This window comes from Variovorax sp. V213 (genome assembly GCF_041154455.1).
Lineage (GTDB): Bacteria > Pseudomonadota > Gammaproteobacteria > Burkholderiales > Burkholderiaceae_C > Variovorax.
Map to the genome: position 1 here is coordinate 3,572,671 of NZ_AP028664.1, position 15,879 is coordinate 3,588,549.

Annotated in this window: 15 protein-coding genes; 4 read left to right on the plus strand and 11 right to left on the minus strand. The window is 67.5% G+C overall.

Annotation, left to right across the window (positions count from 1 at the left end; genetic code table 11):
- Nucleotides 1–20 precede the first annotated feature (20 nt).
- From ACAM55_RS17030 to ACAM55_RS17075, 10 genes are all read right to left on the minus strand, one after another.
- Nucleotides 21–878: a substrate-binding domain-containing protein gene (locus ACAM55_RS17030; protein ID WP_369652673.1), complete on the minus strand. Its 858-nt coding sequence runs from the start codon at nucleotides 876–878 to the stop codon at nucleotides 21–23.
- The gene (locus ACAM55_RS17035) at nucleotides 875–1,594 is read right to left on the minus strand and encodes a phosphate ABC transporter ATP-binding protein (RefSeq protein WP_369652674.1); all 720 of its coding nucleotides are present in this window, start codon (nucleotides 1,592–1,594) and stop codon (nucleotides 875–877) included. Before ACAM55_RS17035 ends, ACAM55_RS17030 begins: the two co-directional genes overlap by 4 nt.
- A complete protein-coding gene (locus tag ACAM55_RS17040; RefSeq protein WP_369652675.1) occupies nucleotides 1,591–2,349 on the minus strand; it encodes an ABC transporter permease in 759 nt (252 codons plus the stop codon). The genes ACAM55_RS17035 and ACAM55_RS17040 overlap by 4 nt, the downstream gene beginning before the upstream one ends.
- A 95-nt stretch (nucleotides 2,350–2,444) precedes the next feature.
- A complete protein-coding gene (locus ACAM55_RS17045) occupies nucleotides 2,445–3,917 on the minus strand; it encodes a M81 family metallopeptidase (protein WP_369652676.1) in 1,473 nt (490 codons plus the stop codon).
- Complete coding sequence (locus ACAM55_RS17050; protein ID WP_369652677.1) at nucleotides 3,914–5,170, minus strand: Zn-dependent hydrolase; 1,257 nt, start codon at nucleotides 5,168–5,170, stop codon at nucleotides 3,914–3,916. The genes ACAM55_RS17045 and ACAM55_RS17050 overlap by 4 nt, the downstream gene beginning before the upstream one ends.
- Nucleotides 5,171–5,201: 31 nt before the next feature.
- Nucleotides 5,202–5,912, minus strand: coding sequence for an ABC transporter ATP-binding protein (locus ACAM55_RS17055; protein ID WP_369652678.1), 711 nt, complete (start codon nucleotides 5,910–5,912; stop codon nucleotides 5,202–5,204).
- Complete coding sequence (locus tag ACAM55_RS17060; RefSeq protein ID WP_369652679.1) at nucleotides 5,909–6,679, minus strand: ABC transporter ATP-binding protein; 771 nt, start codon at nucleotides 6,677–6,679, stop codon at nucleotides 5,909–5,911. The genes ACAM55_RS17055 and ACAM55_RS17060 overlap by 4 nt, the downstream gene beginning before the upstream one ends.
- The gene (locus ACAM55_RS17065) at nucleotides 6,676–7,638 is read right to left on the minus strand and encodes a branched-chain amino acid ABC transporter permease (RefSeq protein ID WP_369652680.1); all 963 of its coding nucleotides are present in this window, start codon (nucleotides 7,636–7,638) and stop codon (nucleotides 6,676–6,678) included. Before ACAM55_RS17065 ends, ACAM55_RS17060 begins: the two co-directional genes overlap by 4 nt.
- A gap of 8 nt (nucleotides 7,639–7,646) precedes the next feature.
- Nucleotides 7,647–8,507 (minus strand): branched-chain amino acid ABC transporter permease, encoded by an 861-nt coding sequence (locus ACAM55_RS17070; RefSeq protein WP_215246389.1) that lies wholly within the window; start codon nucleotides 8,505–8,507, stop codon nucleotides 7,647–7,649.
- A gap of 25 nt (nucleotides 8,508–8,532) precedes the next feature.
- Nucleotides 8,533–9,738 carry an ABC transporter substrate-binding protein gene (locus tag ACAM55_RS17075; protein ID WP_369652681.1) on the minus strand — a complete coding sequence of 402 codons (1,206 nt, stop codon included), beginning with the start codon at nucleotides 9,736–9,738 and terminating at the stop codon, nucleotides 8,533–8,535.
- A 189-nt stretch (nucleotides 9,739–9,927) separates the two neighbouring features.
- Between ACAM55_RS17075 and ACAM55_RS17080 the strand changes: the two genes are divergently transcribed.
- Nucleotides 9,928–10,713, plus strand: a complete 786-nt coding sequence (locus tag ACAM55_RS17080) for a FadR/GntR family transcriptional regulator (RefSeq protein WP_369652682.1) — start codon at nucleotides 9,928–9,930, stop codon at nucleotides 10,711–10,713.
- 72 nt (nucleotides 10,714–10,785) lie between these two features.
- Here ACAM55_RS17080 and ACAM55_RS17085 read toward each other — a convergent pair whose 3' ends face one another.
- Nucleotides 10,786–11,754: a LysR family transcriptional regulator gene (locus tag ACAM55_RS17085; protein ID WP_369652683.1), complete on the minus strand. Its 969-nt coding sequence runs from the start codon at nucleotides 11,752–11,754 to the stop codon at nucleotides 10,786–10,788.
- 108 nt (nucleotides 11,755–11,862) lie between these two features.
- Here ACAM55_RS17085 and ACAM55_RS17090 point away from each other — a divergent pair, with 108 nt between their 5' ends.
- The 3 genes from ACAM55_RS17090 (at nucleotide 11,863) to ACAM55_RS17100 (ending at nucleotide 15,867) form a co-directional block, all read left to right on the plus strand.
- A complete protein-coding gene (locus ACAM55_RS17090; protein WP_369652684.1) occupies nucleotides 11,863–13,218 on the plus strand; it encodes an aspartate aminotransferase family protein in 1,356 nt (451 codons plus the stop codon).
- A 66-nt stretch (nucleotides 13,219–13,284) separates the two neighbouring features.
- Entirely contained in the window at nucleotides 13,285–14,391 is a 1,107-nt protein-coding gene (locus ACAM55_RS17095) for a substrate-binding domain-containing protein (protein WP_369652685.1), read from the plus strand.
- A gap of 36 nt (nucleotides 14,392–14,427) precedes the next feature.
- Nucleotides 14,428–15,867 carry an MFS transporter gene (locus ACAM55_RS17100; RefSeq protein WP_369652686.1) on the plus strand — a complete coding sequence of 480 codons (1,440 nt, stop codon included), beginning with the start codon at nucleotides 14,428–14,430 and terminating at the stop codon, nucleotides 15,865–15,867.
- The last annotated feature ends 12 nt before the right edge of the window (nucleotides 15,868–15,879 follow it).

Sequence of the window (15,879 nt, forward strand, 5' to 3'; positions counted from 1 at the left end):
CTGCTGCTGCGGCGGCCCAATCAGTTCGCCTGCGCGTTGGGAAAGAACAGCTGCTCGCCGCCGATCTTGTAGTCTGCGATGGTTTGCTGACCGGCCGGCGAAATCACCCAGTCGACGAACTTCTGCGCGCCCTTGCTGTTGAGCGAGGGGAATTTCGACGGGCTCACGACCATCACGCCGTACTGGTTGAAGAGCCTCTTGTCGCCCTCGACCAGCACCGCCAGGTCGGCGCGGTTCTTGAAGCTGAGCCAGGTGCCGCGGTCTGCCAGCACGTACGCACCGGACGAAGCCGCGATGTTCAGCGCCGGCCCCATGCCGCAGCCGCATTCCTTGTAGCCCGTGCCCTTGCGGTCGTTGGGCACCGGCTGCCCCGCCTCGCCCACGCCGGTCTGCGTCCAGAGGCGGCGCTCGGCCGCGTCGGTGCCGCTCTTGTCGCCGCGCGACACGAAAGGCGCGTTGGCGGTTGCGATCTTCTTCAGCGCGGCAGCGATGTCCTTGCCCTTCGCCGCCACCGGGTCGGCCTTCGGCCCCACCAGCACGAAGTCGTTGTACATCACCGGATAGCGCCTGGCGCTGAAGCCTTCAGCCACGAACTTCTCCTCGGCCGCGGTGTCGTGCACGAACAGCACGTCGGCATCGCCGCGCTTGGCCATGTCGATGGCCTGGCCGGTGCCCACCGCCACCACCTTGACGTCGATGTCGCTGGCCTTCTTGAAGGCCGGCAGCAGGTGCGAGAACAGGCCCGATTGCTCGGTGGAGGTGGTCGAGGCCATGGTGATGGTCTCGGCCCGCACGATGCCCGCAGCCAGGAAGAAAACCGCTACCGCCAGCGAGGCGCGGATGCCCGCATTGCCGCGGTGCTTGAAAGACGGATTCATGCCAACTCTCCTTTGACGAACAGGCGGGCCTCTTCGGGCAGCGGCCCATGAAAGAAATCGTGCACGGGCAGGTCGGCAAGCACGCGGCCGTGCTCGAGGTAGACCACGCGGCTGGCCAGCCGCTTCACCTGTCCGAGGTTGTGGCTCGCGAACACCAGCGTGCGGCCCGCGGCGGCTTCGGCGATGAGCGTCTCGACCTCGCGCTTGGCGGTCGGGTCGAGGCTGGCCGTGGGCTCGTCGAGCAGCAGCACCGCCGGATGCAGCGCCCAGGCGCGCGCCAGCGCCACCCGCTGCTGCTGGCCGCCCGACAAGGCACGGGCGTTGCGGTCAGCCAGGTCTTCCAGGCCCACCCGTGCCAGCGCCGGAATGGCGGCGCGGCGGGCATCGCGCCAGCGCATGCCGCGCAGCCACAGCGCCATCGCCACGTTGACCGCCACCGACGCGCGCAGCATGTGCGGACGCTGGAACAGCATGGCCTGGTGGCGGCCCGGCGCGGCGCTGGTGAAACTCCCCGCCGCATGCGGCACCAGGCCATGCAGCAGCCGCAGCAGCGTGGTCTTGCCGCTGCCATTGGCGCCGATCAGCGCCACGCGCTCGCCGGCCGAGATGGTCAGGGTCGCACCCTGCAGGGCCGCCACGCGTCCCAGCCGGACGTCCACGCCGTACAGCGCAAAGACGGTGGTGTCGGCGCTCGCCAGTTGCACGTGTTCGTTCATGGACGCGCCTCGGGCCGCCACCAGGCCGCCATGCCGCCGCCTTCGCCGCCCCCGCCATCGACCCGCTCGCGCCAGCCGCGGACCGCGGCAATGGCAAGGTTGAGCACCAGCACCACGCCCAGCAATACGATGCCCAGGGCCAGCGCCAGCGGCAGGTCGCCCTTGCTGGTTTCGAGCGCAATGGCCGTGGTCATCACGCGCGTGAAGCCGTCGATGTTGCCGCCCACCACCATCACCGCGCCCACTTCCGACACCGCGCGGCCGAAGGCGGCGATGAGCACCGTGAGCAGCGCATAGCGCTCGTCCCACACCAGGAGCAGCGCCCGCACCAGCGGCCCGGCGCCGAGCGAGCGCAGTTGCTCGCCGTGCGCACGCTCGGCATCCTCGATGGCCTGGCGCGTGAGCGCCGTCACCACCGGCAGCACCAGCACCGTCTGCGCCAGCACCATGGCCTTGAAAGAAAAAAGCCAGCCCAGGAAACCGAGCGGGCCGGAGCGCGACAGCAGGAGGTAGACCACCAGTCCGACCACCACCGACGGCAGGGCCAACAGGGTGTTCAGCAGCGTGAGCAAGCCAGCCCGGCCGCGAAAGCGTGCCACGCCCAGCCACGCCCCCAGCAGCAGGCCCAGCCCGCAGGCCAGCGCGCAGGCGCTGGCGCTGACCGCGAGCGAACGCCCGACGATGGCCAGCAGCACCGGATCACCGGACACGAGCAATCCCCAGGCCGCGACGGCGCTCTGTGCAAAGGTATTCACGCGGTGGGCTTCATGGGTAGAAGCGCCGCAGTATCGGGGGGTACCTCGAATTACCTATGCAATTCTTTGCATAGGCCGCCATACCCTTGCGTCGATCAATCCATGTCGAGTGGAAATACCGGCCGGCGCACCTTGGAAAACGGGAACAGGCCGTAGTCCGAACTGGTCACGCCCGGGCTGTCGCACTCCACCAGGGCGGCCGAGATCGGCTCGAACACCGGCCGGCAATACATGCGCGACTTGAGCAGCAGGAAGCGTTCCTTGCGCGGGTCGAGTCCCGCGCATTCGAAGACGCCGATGTCCCACGGCTCCTGCGTGCGCTCGGTCACCACGATCCGCGCCGCGCCGATGTCGAACAGCACCGTGCGGCCCATGCTGCTGCGCTGCCCGGTGTAGGTGGGGCCGGTGATCACGTACTCGCCGCTGCCGACGGTGCGCACCGTCCCGGTCAGCATGACGGGCCTCTTCGACAAGCCGATGCCTTCGAGCGACACCTTGTTGCCCAGCGCCACCGTGACCGTGGCGCCCTCGCCCGCCGCAATGAGTTCGCCCACAGCCTCGGGGTCGCACAGCGGGCCCACGCCGATGCCGTCGAGCCCCTGCGCCAGGGCTTCCTGCAGCACGTCCATGGTGTCGCAGCTGCCGCCAGACATGCAGTTGTCGCCATGGTCGAGCAGCAGCACCGGACGCGTCGCGCCCTGAGCGATGGCCTTGGCGCGCGCCACCGATTCGGCCAGGGGCTCGCTGCGGTAGACGAAAGCCTCGCGCTCGTCCCACATCTGCTTCGCGATGCGGTCGGCGATGGCCTGCGCGCGCTCGGGCGCCTCTGCATCGACGACCACCACGCTCATGCAGGGCGCCTCGATGTCGGACAGCGAGAAGCCGGCAAAGATGGACACCGCGAGCGATTCCGAGGCTTCGGCTTGCCGCGCAGCCTCGATGGCCCGCCGCATCGCGCCGGTGAAAGACGCGCTGCGCAGGGTGTGCGCCATCAACGGCAGCTGGTGCCAGCGCATCGCGGGCTTGCTGCGTCCCGCGAGCAGTTCGAACAGCAGGCGGCCGGCATGCTCGCCGGTTTCGTACATGTCGATGTGCGGATAGGTCTTGAAGCCGACGATCACGTCCGCGTTGCCGACCATCGCGGGCGTGACGTTGGCGTGCAGGTCGAGCGCCACGCCAATGGGCACGCCCGGCGCCGCCGCACGCAGCCGCACCAGCAGGTCGCCCTCGCCGTCCGCGCTGTTCTGCGCCACCATGGCGCCGTGCAGGTCGAGCAGGATGGCGTCGCAGCCCGGCGCCGCATCGACGATGCATCGGGTGAGCGTGGTGTACGCCGCTGCGTCGACCGGCCCGCTCGGATTGGCCGAGGCCGACACCGGCGTGACCAGTGTCGCGCCCGCCTGCTCGGCCAGGTCGATGAAGGCCGACATGGCAGTGCGCATGCCCTTGTTGTCGCGATAGGCCTCTTCTCCGAAGGTCGGGCCGTCGGGCCCGAAGGCCGCGAGCGGCGTGGGCACGGGAGAGAAGGTATTGGTCTCGTGGTTGAGACGCGCAATCAGCACCTTCATGACGACGCGACTCCCGCGCTTTGCAGCATCGCCTGCAGCAGCACATTGCAGCCTGCCTCCAGGTGGCCGGGCTGCGCGTCCTCGATCTCGTTGTGGCTGATGCCGTCAAGGCAGGGCACGAAGATCATCGCCGCGGGGCACACGCGCGCTAGGTAAACGGCGTCGTGCCCCGCGCCGCTGATCACGTTCATCCAGGTCATGCCCTGCGCCTTCGCGGCCTCGCGCACGGCCGACACCAGCGTGGGCGTGAAGGGCTGCGGCGGAAAGTAGACGACCTGCTCCACCGTGGCCTCGACCTTGCCCTTGATGGCGATGCGCTGCACCAGCGCTTTCAGCTCGGCGTCCATGGCCGACAGCACCACGTCGTCCGCCGCGCGCAAGTCGACACTGAGCTTGACGCGGCCCGGAATCACGTTGCGCGAGTTGGGATAGTTCTCGATCCATCCGACCGTGCCGCGTGCATGCGGCGCATGAGCCAGCGCGATGCGGTTCACCTCGATCACGAGTTCGGAGGCCGCGAGCAGCGCATCCTTGCGCAGCTCCATCGGCGTCGGGCCGGCATGGGCTTCCATGCCCTGCAGCACCACGTCGTACCAGCGCTGGCCGAGCGCGCCCTCGACCACGCCGATCACGCGTTCGTTCGCCTCGAGCACTGGACCCTGTTCGATGTGCGCCTCGAAATATGCGCCCACGGGCGACGCCGTGGCCGAGGCCGGCGCGGCGCCCGCATAGCCGATGGAAGCGAGCGCCTCGGCCACGCTGATGCCGTCGTTGTCGCACTGCGCCAGCGCATGCTCGAGCGTGAAGGCGTCGGCGAACACGCCCGATCCCATCATCACGGGCACGAAGCGCGAGCCCTCCTCGTTGGTCCACACGGCGATTTCCAGCGGCGCCTGGGTGACGACGTTGGCGTCGTTCAGGCTGCGGATCACCTCGAGCCCGGCCAGCACGCCGTAGTTGCCGTCGAACTTGCCGCCCGTGGGCTGGGTGTCGATGTGGCTGCCCGTGACGACCGGGGGCAACGCGTTGTCGCGGCCGGCGCGGCGCGCAAAGATGTTGCCGATCTGGTCGACGCGCACTTCGCAGCCGGCTTCGCGCGCCCAGCGGGTGAAGAGGTCGCGGCCCTGGCGGTCGAGGTCGGTCAGCGCGATGCGGCAGACGCCGCCCTTCTCGGTGGCGCCGAGTTTCGCCAGTTCCATCAGCGAGTTCCAGAGGCGCTCGCCGTTGATGCGGAGTGGGGTCTGTGAGTTCATGGCTTTGCTGGAGAAGAAGGAATACGGGGCCTCAAGCAAGGCCCACGCCCAAATAGCGGTCTTTCACTTCATGGTCGGCCATGAAGGCGGCATTGCCGGCCTCGTGCACGATCACACCCTGCTCCAGGATGTAGTGGCGGTCGGCCAGCTGCACGCAGACTTCGAGGTTCTGCTCGACCAGCAGGATGGCCACGCCCGCCGCCTTGATGAGCTTCAGCTGCGCGACGATTTCTTCCACGATGACTGGCGCGAGGCCTTCCACCGGCTCATCGAGAATCAGCAGCCGCGGATGGTTCATCAGCGCGCGGCCGATGGCCAGCATCTGCTGCTCGCCGCCCGAGAGCTGGCCGCCGCCATTGCGGCGCCGCTCCTTCAGCCGCGGAAAGATGCGGTAGATGTCGTCGAGCTGCCAGGGCGAATCGCGCCGCTGGCCGAGCAGCAGGTTCTCTTCCACCGTCAGCAGCTTGAAGACGCCGCGATGCTCGGGCACCAGGCACACGCCGCGCGTCGCAATGCGGTGCGGCGGCAGGCCCGCGATGTCCGCGCCCTGGAAGCGCACGCGGCCGCCGCTGGGCGTGACCGCGCCGGCAATGCTCTTGAGCGTGGTCGACTTGCCCGCGCCGTTGCGGCCCAGCAGCGTGACGAGTTCGGCCTCGCCAACGGTCATCGACACGCCCTGCAGCACATGGCTCTTGCCATAGTGGGCGTGGAGGCCTTCAACTTCCAGAACAGGGCCGCTCATGCCTTCCCCCCGGTGATCATGTTGCCAAGATAAGCCGTGCGCACTCGGGCATCGGAACGGATGTCGCCCGGCAGCCCCTCGGCCAGCACGCGGCCCAGCTGCATCACCGTCACAGTGTCGGAAATGTCCATCACGATGTTCATGTTGTGCTCGATCAGCACCACGGTGTGCGCATCGCGCAGGCCGCGGATCAGCCGCTTCATGTCGTCCAGGTCGTCGATGCCCATGCCCGAGGTCGGCTCATCCAGGAAGATGGCCTTGGGCTTTGCCGCCAGCGCCATGCCCACTTCGAGGCGGCGTTGCTGGCCATGCGAGAGCTCGCTGGCGGGCACGTCGGCCAGCCGCTGGAGGCCCACGCGCTCCAGCACCTCGGCGACCGTTTCGGCGCACGCGCGTTCGCCGACCGGCGCGCGCCAGCAGTTCATCGCCTGGCGCGGTGCGACGCCTTGCGCCGCCACGCGCAGGTTCTCGCGCACCGAGAGGCTCGCGAACAGGCTGGTCACCTGAAAGGAACGCGCCATGCCGCGCTGCACGCGCTTGTGATCGGGCTCATGCGTCACGTCGTGGCCGTCGAACATGATGCGGCCACCGGTGGTGGTGCCGGTGCCTGTGAGCATGTGGAACAGCGTGGTCTTGCCGGCGCCGTTCGGGCCGATCACCGAGTGCACGGTGTTGCGCCTGATCTTCAGGTCGACCCCGCCGAGCGCGGCGAACTTGCCATAGTGCTTGGTGACACCGATGGCTTCGATCAATACGGGTTGCGTCATGCTTTTTCTCCCTGCACCTCAGGCACGGCCGGCGCCGCAGGCGGCGCCTTGCGGAACATGCGGCGCCATGCGCTTTCGCCCAAACCCCAGAGGCCGCGCTGCATGCCGATGCTCACGCCGATCAGCAACAACCCCAGCAGCAGCAGCCAGCGCGGCCACAGCGTGGAAAGCCAGTCGGCCAGGAGCACGTAGAAGGCCGAGCCCAGCACCGAGGCGAACAGGTTGCCGGTGCCGCCGATCACCGTGATGACCAGGATCATCTCGCTCGTGTGGTATTCGGCATTCGACAGCGGCGCGATGCCGGTCATCATCGCGTGCAGGCCGCCGGCAAGGCCGGTGACGGCGCCGGAGATCACGAAGGCCAGCAGCTTGAAGCGCTTGAGGTTGTAGCCCACCGCAGCGGCGCGGTCCTCGTTGTCGCGAATGGCCAGCAGCGTGCGGCCGAACACCGAATCGGTCACGCGCAGCAACAGGCCGAAGGCGATGAGGAACATCACGGCCACGAAGGCGTAGTACTTCCAGGGCGTGTCCATGAACGCGGGGCGTGGCACGTCGAGCAGCCCGTTGTCGCCGCCGGTGAGCCCGGAAGCGGTGTACGCCACGAAGTAGAACATCTGCGCGAACGCCAGCGTGAGCATCACGAAGTAGGTGCCGCGCTGGCGGATGGCGACCCAGCCCACCACCGCCGCGCCCAATGCGCCCATGGCAATGGCAGCGAGCAGGGCGAGCGGCATCGGCAGTTGCAAACGCGTGAGCAGGATCGCGATGGTGTAGCTGCCCAGCCCGAAGAAGATGCCCTGCCCGAACGAGAGCAGGCCCGTGTAGCCCAGCAGCAGGTTGCAGCCCAGCGCGGCAAGCGCATAGATCAGCACTTCGCTCGCGAGCGAACCCGAGCGCAGCACCAGCGGCAGGCCCAGCGCGACGATCAGCGCCAGGAGGAAAGTGATTTTTCTTGGCATGGGGTGTTTCATGTGCTCCGGCCAAGCAGGCCATGCGGGCGCAGCAGCAGCACGGCCGCCATTGCGATGTAGATCATCAAGCTCGCCCCCGGCGGCCAGATGGTGCTCATGAGGCTTTGCACGATGCCGATCAGCAAGCCGCCGACCAGCGCGCCGCCGAAGCTGCCGAGCCCGCCGATCACCACCACCACGAAGGCCACGCCGAGTGCCTCGACGCCCATGAACGGCTCCGCGCCCCGGATCGGCGCCGCCAGCACACCGGCCAGCGCCGCCGTGGCCGCGCCCAGCGCGAACACCAGGCTGAACACGCGGAACACGTTGATGCCGAGCAGCGACACCATCTCGGTCGACTCGCTGCCCGCGCGCACCGCGCTGCCCAGGCGCGTGCCTTCGAGCACCCACCACAGCAGCACCGCCAGCACGGCAGTGAAGCCGATCACGAACAGCCGGTACTTGGGATAGATGAAGCTGCCCCACATCACCACGCCCTGCAGCAGGTCGGGCGTCGCCACGCTGTTGCCCAGAGGCCCCCAGAACACGATGACGATCTCCTGCACCGCCAGCGCGAGCCCCACGGTCACGAGGATGTGGAACTCGTGCGCCTTGGCGTACACGCGGCGCAGCAGCAGCTTCTCCGCGAGCCAGCCCAGCCCGCCCACGAACAGCGGCACCAGCACCAGTGCGGCCCAGAAGTCGAGCCCCCACTGCATGGCCTGGAAGCACAGGTACGCACCCAGCAGATAGAAAGCCCCGTGCGCGAAATTCACGAAGCGCAGCAGGCCGAACACGATGGACAAGCCAACGGCCAGCAGGAAATACAGCATGCCGATGCCGATTCCGTTGATGGTCTGGAGCAGGTAGACGGTCATGGGCGCGCCAGTGTCCTTGGCGGCCTCAGGCCAGCTTGCAGCCAGTCTTGTCGAGGGACAAGAAGGACTTGCCCGAGCTGACCACGTCGACGAAGTCGGCCGGGTTCTTCATCTTCGACTTGGCCTTGCCCTTGAGCAGGTAGTAGTCCTTGATGACCTGGTGGTCGGCCTTGCGGATTTCCTCGGTGCCCGTGAGCCCTTCGTACTTCATGCCTTCGAGCGCCGCGATCACGGCCTTTTGGTCGACGGTGCCGGCCTTTACGATGCCGTCGATGAGGATCTTGGTGCAGACATATGAGCCCGCGAGGCTGTAGTTGGGCACGATCTTGAGCTTGTCGGCCGTGAGCTTCGCCAGTTCCTTGTTGAGCGGGGTGTCGGCCGTGTGCCAGTACTGCGCGCCGAAGTAGACGCCGTCGCACAGGTCGGCGCCCAGTTCGTCGAACTGCTCCAGCCCGGAGGCCCAGGCAATGAGGATCGTCATGTTCTTGTGCATGCCGAAGCTCACCGCCTGGCGCAGCGCGGCCGACGACTGCGCGCCGAAGTTCAAGAGCAGCAGCACGTCGGGCTTGGCGGCCATGGCGTTGGTGAGGTAGCCGCTGAACTCTTTCTCGTTGAGCGAGTGGTAGCTGTTGCCCACGTGCTCGATGCCCTTCTCCTGGAAGATGTTCTTGGCCGCCCCCAGCAGGCCTTCGCCGAAAACGTACTGCGGCGTGATGGTGTACCAGCGCTTGGCCTTCGGCATGGTGGCGATCAGCGGGCGCACCGTCTGCTCGATGGCGCCGAAGGTGGGCACCGACCAGCGGAAAGTGGCGGGGTTGCAGTCCTTGCCCGTGATCTCGTCGGCACCCGCGGTGGTGATGAAGATGCCGCCGGCCTTCTCGGCCTCCTTGCCCATGGCCAGTGCTTCCGACGACAGGATGCCGCCCGCGAAAAACTTCGCGCCCTGCTGCTGCGAGGCTTCCTGCACCTTGCGCACGGCGGTGGCCGGCTTGCCTTCGGTGTCGAGCACCGTGTAGGCCAGCGGGCGCTTGAGCACGCTGCCGTATTGCTCGATAGCCAGCTTCATGCCCAGGTCGGCGAACTTGCCGTTGGCCGCGAAGGCGCCCGACATCGGGACAGGGCAGCCGAAGCGGATGGCGTCGGCCGACTGGGCGAAGGCTGCGCGCCCGGCCAGGAGCGAGGCGGGAGCAGCCGACAGGGCGGCCAGCTGAAGAAGGTGTCTGCGTTGCATGGAATTCTCCGGACGAGGTTGGGAGTAAGAGAAAAGGTGCGGCCTGAGTCGGCAGCGAATTTAAGCGGATAAATAGGATTAATATGCTGGTAAAAACCCGCTAGCAATGGCCGTGCCAAAATCCCGTGAAGGCCCGGGCCCGATACCTGCTCCTGGGCGCCTCATCACTCCTGAAATGACCCTTTACGCATGAAATCGACGCAGGACGCCATGACCATCGGGCACAACCGTGCCAAGCGGCAGAAGCTTTCCGATGTCATCGTCGAGGACGTCAAGCGCTGGATCGTTGCCGAGCGCAAGCAGCCGGGCGACCGGCTGCCGAACGAGAAGGAACTGATCGAGCTCTTCGGCTACTCGAAGAGCACGGTGCGCGAGGCGTTGAAGGCGCTCGAGGTGCGCGGACTGATCTCCATCCGCACCGGCCCCGGCGGCGGCGCCTATCTACAGCAGGTGTCGGTCGACCATGCGTCGGAGCCGCTGCGCAACTTCCTGCACTTTCATCACCTGGACGGGCACCACATCTACCAGCTGCGCAAGGTGCTGGAGCCCGAATTGGCCGTGAGCGTGGTCGGCAAGCTGACGCCCGAACATTTCGAACGGCTCGAAGCCAACGTGCGCCTTTGCACCATAGAGCCCACCAACGAAGACGAGCTGCGCAGCCAGCGCGAGGCCGAGCTCGCGTTCCACACCATGCTGGCCGAGGCATGCCCCAACCCGGTGCTGTCCTTCATGTGCCGCTTTCTCAACGACCTGCTGCGCGACCTGGTCGTCTACAAGAAGGCGCTGGACCATCACCACTTCGGCGAGGCCAATGTCGACTACCACACCCAGCTGCTCGACGCCTACCGCCGCGAAGACGCCGACACCGTGCGCCGCCTGATGGCCGAGCACATGGTCGACGCCGAGGCGCACATGCACGAGATGGAGGCGCATATTGGGGCCAAGCATTTGTTGCTGCCTAGCGGGCAGCGGTGACCGGCCGAGTTGAGAGCAGTCCCGCTTTTTCCAGTCCCCGAGGGAGAAAGACCGAGAGGTCGCGCACAAGCTTTACTGGTGCGCCTTCTCCAGACACTCCTGAAACGCCAGCACCGCGCGTGACGGCTTTGGCGACCGCCGCAGCAGGCTGACGAACCGGCAAACATAGTTGAATCGCGCCGGCAGCACCGCCTTCATGAGCCCGCGCTCCTCGAAGGTCTGGGCGTAGTGGTCCGGCAAAAATCCCAGGAACCGCCCCGAAAGAATCAGCGTCGCGATCGCCTCCTGGTCGAAACCAGTGGCCTTGCGCGACAGCTTCGCGCGGTGGCTCAGTTCCATATTGGGCGAGTGATAGCCCAGGCCTGCGAAGTGATGCTCCCGCAGCCTGGCCCACGTGAGCTTCGCGTTGTTGCTGTCGAACAGCGGATGCCCCGCACCGCAATACAGCAGCATCGTCTCGTCGAACAGGTCGGCGTACACCAGGCTCTTCGAGGCACGGTGCGCCGGGATGATGCCGATCTGGAAATTGCCCTCCAGCACGCCCTGTTCGATCGCGTTGATCGAACCCACATGCACCGCCAGGTTCACCTCGGGCGCAATCTCGGTGAAGCGCGCAATGGCATCGCCGATGCGTGCCTTCGGATTCGTCGCCGTCTTGTCGAACAGCGCCACCTCCAGCTGCCCGCCCATGCGGTTGTGGATGTCGTCGATGCTGCCGCGAAACGCATCCACCGACGCCAGCAGCCGCAGCGTCTCGTCATACACGCGCTGGCCTTCGGCCGTGAGCGCGAAGCCCGCCCGGCCGCGCCGGCACAGCACCAGGCCGAGCCGCGTTTCCAGGTCTTTCATGTGCCGGCTCACGGTGGAAGTGCCGATGTTCAGCTCCAGCTCGGCCGCCGCCATGCCGCCGCAGTCGACCACGCTCTTGAACACCTTGAGCAGGCGCAGGTCCATGTCGCTGAGCTGCCCCAACACGGCGCGGTTCCGGGTGCCCGGGGCACCGTTCTGGGCATGGATTCGGGTCTTGGCCTTTACTTGCATGAAGTGTCAAGTGAACATTGATATTGCGCCATTCTCCACACTGATGGCTGTGCCAACAATCTGCCTACCTCATTACCCCTTTGGAGCCCGCCCCGAGCGGGAAGCGCCATGACCCTCGCCACACCCGCCATCGAACCGACGCCCGCCCTGCGCACCGACGCCGCCTGGCTCGACGCGCACTGGATGCCCTACACCGGCAACCGCAACTTCAAGGCCGATCCGCGCATGATCGTGGAGGCCAAGGGCGCCTACTTCACCGATGGCGACGGCCGCAAGATCTTCGACGGCCTCTCGGGCCTCTGGTGCTCGGGCCTCGGCCACGGCCGCCCCGAAATCACCGAGGCGGTGAGCCGCCAGATCGCCAAGCTCGACTACTCGCCCGCCTTCCAGTTCGGCCACCCGCTCTCGTTCGAGCTGGCCAACAAGGTCAAGGACCTGACGCCCGCGGGCCTGGACTACGTCTTCTTCACCGGCTCGGGCTCCGAGGCCGCCGACACCTCGCTCAAGATGGCGCGCGCCTACTGGCGTACCAAGGGCCTTGCCAGCAAGACGCGCCTGATCGGCCGCGAGAAGGGCTACCACGGCGTGAACTTCGGTGGCATTTCGGTGGGCGGCATTGCGGCCAACCGAAAGCTCTTCGGCCAAGGCGTGGAAGCCGACCACCTGCCGCACACGCAGATTGCAAGCAACGCCTTCACGCGCGGCATGTCGGAGAACGGCGCCGAGCTGGCCGACCGCCTGCTCGACCTGATCGCGCTGCACGATGCATCGAACATCGCGGCCGTGATCGTGGAGCCCTTCGCTGGCTCGGCCGGCGTGGTGATTCCGCCCAAGGGGTACCTCAAGCGCCTGCGCGACATCTGCACCGCGAACAACATCCTGCTGATCTTCGACGAAGTCATTACCGGTTTCGGCCGCTGCGGCGCGCTCACGGGCGCGGAAGCCTTCGGCGTGACGCCCGACATCATGAACATCGCCAAGCAGGTGACCAACGGCGCGCAGCCGCTGGGCGCGGTGATTGCCAGCAAGGATATCTACGAGACCTTCATGGCGGCCGGCGGTCCCGACTACATGCTCGAGTTTCCGCACGGCTACACCTACGGCGCGCACCCGGTGGCCTGCGCCGCCGGCATCGCCGCGCTCGACGTGCTTCAGAAGGAAGACATGATCGGCCGCGTGAAAACGCTCGCTCCGCATTTCGAGAACGCGGTGCACAGCCTCAAGGGCAGCAAGCACGTGGCGGACATCCGCAACTACGGCCTGGCCGCGGGCCTGACCATCGCCGCGCTGCCGGGCGAACCGGCGCGCCGCCCGTACGAGATCGCGATGAACTGCTGGAAGAAGGGCTTCTACGTGCGCTACGGCGGCGACACGATCCAGCTCGCGCCGCCCTTCATCGCCGAGAAGGCCGAGATCGACCGCCTCGTCAACGCGCTGGGCGACGCGCTCGCAGAGACGGCCTGACGCACGGCGGGCGGGCAACGGACGGCTCTGCATAATGAGCCGGCCTCCATTTCCCCGCCAGCCCTCGTGCAACAGATCGACCTTTCCTACGCGATCCGGCCCCGCCGCAGCGGATCGCGGCAGATCCGCAATCCGCTGATGCAGATACTGCAGGCGGTGCGCGAGCACGGTTCCATCTCGGCCGCCGCGCGTGCGCTCGGCCTTTCCTATCGCCATGTGTGGGGCGAGCTCAAGCACTGGGAACAAGCGCTCGGCCATCCCCTGATTCAGGGCGAACAGGGACAGCGCGCACAGCTATCCGAATTCGGCGACAAGCTGCTGTGGGCCGAGCGCCAGGCCCAGGCCCGGCTGGCGCCGCAGATCGAGGCGCTGCATGCCGAACTGGAGCGCGCCTTCGCCCTCGCCTTCGATGACCGCACCCACGTACTGAGCCTGCAGGCGAGCCACGACGACGCGCTGGCGCTGCTGCGCACCCATGCGGCGGGCACCGCGCAACTGCACCTTGACATTCATTTCACCGGCAGCGTCGATGCGATCCGCGCACTCAATCAGGGCCGCTGCGTGATGGCGGGCTTTCATACGCTGGAACATCCGCAGCGCGGCTCGCTGGCCCAGCGCACCTACCAGCCGCTGCTCAAGCCCGGGCAGCACAAGCTGATCGGCTTTGCGCGGCGAACGCAGGGCCTCATCGTGGCGCCGGGCAACCCGCTGCGCCTGCACTCGCTGCCAGACGTGGCACGGCTGCGGGCGCGCTACGTCAACCGGGCGATCGGCACCGGCACGCGCGTGCTGCTCGACGAACTGCTGGCGCAGGCCGGGCTCGATGGCAGCGCGCTTGCGGGCTACGAACGCTCTGAAACCTCGCATGCCGCGGTGGCGCAGGCCGTGGCGTCGGGCCAGGCCGATGCCGGGCTCGGGCTCGAATCGGCGGCCCACGCCGTGGGGTTGGGCTTCGTGCCCCTGGTGCACGAGCGCTACCACCTCGCCTGCCTCAAGTCGGCGCTCGAGCAGCCCGCGATGCAGGCGCTGTTGGCCGTGCTGCGCAGTGAGAACTGGCAGCACCTGCTGGGCACGCTGCCCGGCTACGAAACCGCGGCCAGCGGCGAGGTGCAGTCGCTGCGCGCGCTGCTGCCCTGGTGGACCTTCCCGCGCGAGAAGAAGCACAGCCGCTGAAAGGGCCGTCCAGGCACTTGGGTTAAGGTTGGGCCCATGACGACAGCTGCGGTGCACAGCGACATTCCCGCCCGTCTCGACCGCCTGCCCTGGTCGCGCTGGCACTGGCGCGTGGTGATCGCACTCGGCGTGGCCTGGGTGCTCGACGGACTCGAGGTGACGCTGGTGGGCTCGATCGGCGCCGTGCTCGAACGGCCCGACACGCTGGGGCTCAGCGCCGGCCAGATCGGCTGGTCGGGTTCGATCTACATCGCGGGCGCGGTCATCGGCGCCCTGGTCTTCGGACGCCTGACCGACCGGCTCGGCCGAAAGAAACTGTTCCTCGTCACGCTGGTGGTCTACACCTTGGGCACGCTGGCCACCGCGTTCTCGCCGAACTTCGCCTTCTTCGCGTTCTGCCGCTTCGTCACGGGCCTGGGCATCGGCGGCGAATACGCAGCCATCAACTCGGCCATCGACGAACTCATTCCCGCGCGCGTGCGCGGCCGCGTCAACCTGGCGATCAACGGCAGCTTCTGGGTGGGCGCAGCGCTGGGCGCGGGGCTCAGCCTGGTGCTGCTCGATGCGCGCGTGATCGGACCCGTGTGGGGCTGGCGCGCAGGCTTCGCATTGGGTGCGGTGCTGGCCGTGGCGATCCTGCTGGTGCGGCGCGACGTGCCCGAGAGCCCGCGCTGGCTGATGGCGCACGGCCGCGCCGACGAGGCGCTGCGCATCGTCGAGAACATCGAGGCCCAGGTTCGTGCACAGCACGGCCCGCTGGCGGTGGCGCAAGGCCGCGTCGCGTACGCCGCAGAGCGCCGCCGCAGCCCGTCGATGCGCGAAGTGGCGCACGTGCTGCTGCGCCGCTACCGCGAGCGCAGCGTGGTGGCCGTGGCGTTGATGGTCTCGCAGGCTTTTTTCTACAACGCGATCTTCTTCACCTACGCGCTGGTGCTCACGCGCTTCTACGGCGTGGCTGAAGACAACGTGGCGCTCTACATCTTTCCGTTCGCGCTCGGCAATGTGCTCGGCCCGCTGCTGCTGGGCCCGCTGTTCGACAGCGTGGGCCGGCGCAAGATGATCGCGCTCACCTATGTGCTCGCCGGCGTCGGGCTCGCGCTCACCGGCTGGGCCTTCATGATGGGCTGGCTGGACGCGCGCAGCCAGGCGCTGTGCTGGTCGGCGGTGTTCTTTTTGGCCTCGGCCGCTGCGAGTTCGGCCTATCTCACGGTCAGCGAAGTCTTTCCGCTCGAGATGCGGGCCATGGCCATCGCGATCTTCTACGCCATCGGCATGGGCGCGGGCGGCTTCGCGGCCCCGGTATTGTTCGGCATCCTGATCGAAACCGGCAGCCGCGGCGCGGTGATGGTGGGCTACGCGATCGGCGCCACGCTGGTCATCGTCGCGGGATTGCTGGCCCTGCGCTATGCGGCCGATGCGGAGTGCAAGCCGCTGGAGGAAGTGGCGCCGCCGCTCTCATCAGGCGGCATTCCCTAGCGGGCGCCGAGG

Coding starts and splice junctions, on each gene's coding strand:
- ACAM55_RS17030 (WP_369652673.1), bottom strand. CDS start 878: ATGAATCCGTCTTTCAAGCACCGCGGCAATGCGGGCATCCGCGCCTCG.
- ACAM55_RS17035 (WP_369652674.1), bottom strand. CDS start 1,594: ATGAACGAACACGTGCAACTGGCGAGCGCCGACACCACCGTCTTTGCG.
- ACAM55_RS17045 (WP_369652676.1), bottom strand. CDS start 3,917: ATGAAGGTGCTGATTGCGCGTCTCAACCACGAGACCAATACCTTCTCT.
- ACAM55_RS17050 (WP_369652677.1), bottom strand. CDS start 5,170: ATGAACTCACAGACCCCACTCCGCATCAACGGCGAGCGCCTCTGGAAC.
- ACAM55_RS17055 (WP_369652678.1), bottom strand. CDS start 5,912: ATGAGCGGCCCTGTTCTGGAAGTTGAAGGCCTCCACGCCCACTATGGC.
- ACAM55_RS17060 (WP_369652679.1), bottom strand. CDS start 6,679: ATGACGCAACCCGTATTGATCGAAGCCATCGGTGTCACCAAGCACTAT.
- ACAM55_RS17065 (WP_369652680.1), bottom strand. CDS start 7,638: ATGCCAAGAAAAATCACTTTCCTCCTGGCGCTGATCGTCGCGCTGGGC.
- ACAM55_RS17070 (WP_215246389.1), bottom strand. CDS start 8,507: ATGACCGTCTACCTGCTCCAGACCATCAACGGAATCGGCATCGGCATG.
- ACAM55_RS17075 (WP_369652681.1), bottom strand. CDS start 9,738: ATGCAACGCAGACACCTTCTTCAGCTGGCCGCCCTGTCGGCTGCTCCC.
- ACAM55_RS17080 (WP_369652682.1), top strand. CDS start 9,928: ATGAAATCGACGCAGGACGCCATGACCATCGGGCACAACCGTGCCAAG.
- ACAM55_RS17085 (WP_369652683.1), bottom strand. CDS start 11,754: ATGCAAGTAAAGGCCAAGACCCGAATCCATGCCCAGAACGGTGCCCCG.
- ACAM55_RS17090 (WP_369652684.1), top strand. CDS start 11,863: ATGACCCTCGCCACACCCGCCATCGAACCGACGCCCGCCCTGCGCACC.
- ACAM55_RS17100 (WP_369652686.1), top strand. CDS start 14,428: ATGACGACAGCTGCGGTGCACAGCGACATTCCCGCCCGTCTCGACCGC.